The organism is Pedobacter segetis, from assembly GCF_016623585.1.
GTDB classification, from domain to species: Bacteria; Bacteroidota; Bacteroidia; order Sphingobacteriales; family Sphingobacteriaceae; genus Pseudopedobacter; species Pseudopedobacter segetis.
This window is the reverse complement of sequence record NZ_JAEHFY010000064.1, coordinates 1-775: the sequence shown is the minus strand read 5'-3', so window position 1 is coordinate 775 and position 775 is coordinate 1. Positions and strand designations below refer to the sequence as shown.

The following is a 775-nucleotide window of genomic DNA, read 5'->3' as shown; positions in this document are numbered from 1 at the left end:
GATAACGGTTGACCAACGTAAAGATTTTTCTTGTTCTCAATTTGGTGTATGAGGTAATTGGCCGTATCGGCGTAGCTATGTAAATCTTGAGCCTTTACATTTTTGTAAGACACAGTGACAAACAATAATATGATTAATTTTTTCATAGTTAGATAAGGCATAGTTTAAAAACCCTGCAGGCTTATAAGCCTGCAGGGCATCACCCTAATAATGTACATCCGGGTTTACCGGCTCATCATCGGTATAATCCTTTACCAAAACATCTTTGATTATTAAAGGCCTATATACAGAAAGTATGCTTTGCAAACTTCCCCCCTGGCCGATCGCTGGATAAAACACCGGAAACAATGTAGTATATGGAGGGACGGAATCGAACAATACAACAATAAAATGTTTCCTATTAAAATTATCCTGCCAATTAAAGTAAAGCCCTAACTCTTTACCAAAATCTTCTTTCCTCATAGCAGCAGTTATTGCTTCAACGGGACTTATTTTTAGGCTATCCATCATAACCGAAAGCGGCTGGCTCACGAAAAGGCTTTTCTTGTTTTCAATTTGGTGTATCAGGTAATTTGCCGTATCGGCGTAGCTGTGTAAATCTTGAGCCATTACATTTGTGTAAAACACAGTGACAAACAATAATATGATTAATTTTTTCATAGTTAGATAAGGCATAGTTTAAAAACCTGCAGGCTTGCAAGCCTGCAGGGCAGTACCCTAATAATGTACATCCGGGTTTACTGGCTCATCGTCGTTGTAATCCTTTACCAAAACA

The 775-nt window shown here is 38.1% G+C and carries 1 protein-coding gene; it reads right to left on the bottom strand.

Going from position 1 to position 775, the window contains the following annotated elements:
• Positions 1–204: 204 nt before the first annotated feature.
• The gene (locus I5M32_RS16585; RefSeq protein ID WP_200588287.1) at positions 205–609 is read right to left on the bottom strand and encodes a hypothetical protein; all 405 of its coding nucleotides are present in this window, start codon (positions 607–609) and stop codon (positions 205–207) included.
• Positions 610–775: the final 166 nt, after the last annotated feature.

Excerpts from the sequence above, each read along its gene's own strand:
- I5M32_RS16585 (WP_200588287.1), bottom strand. The coding sequence starts at position 609 with ATGGCTCAAGATTTACACAGCTACGCCGATACGGCAAATTACCTGATA.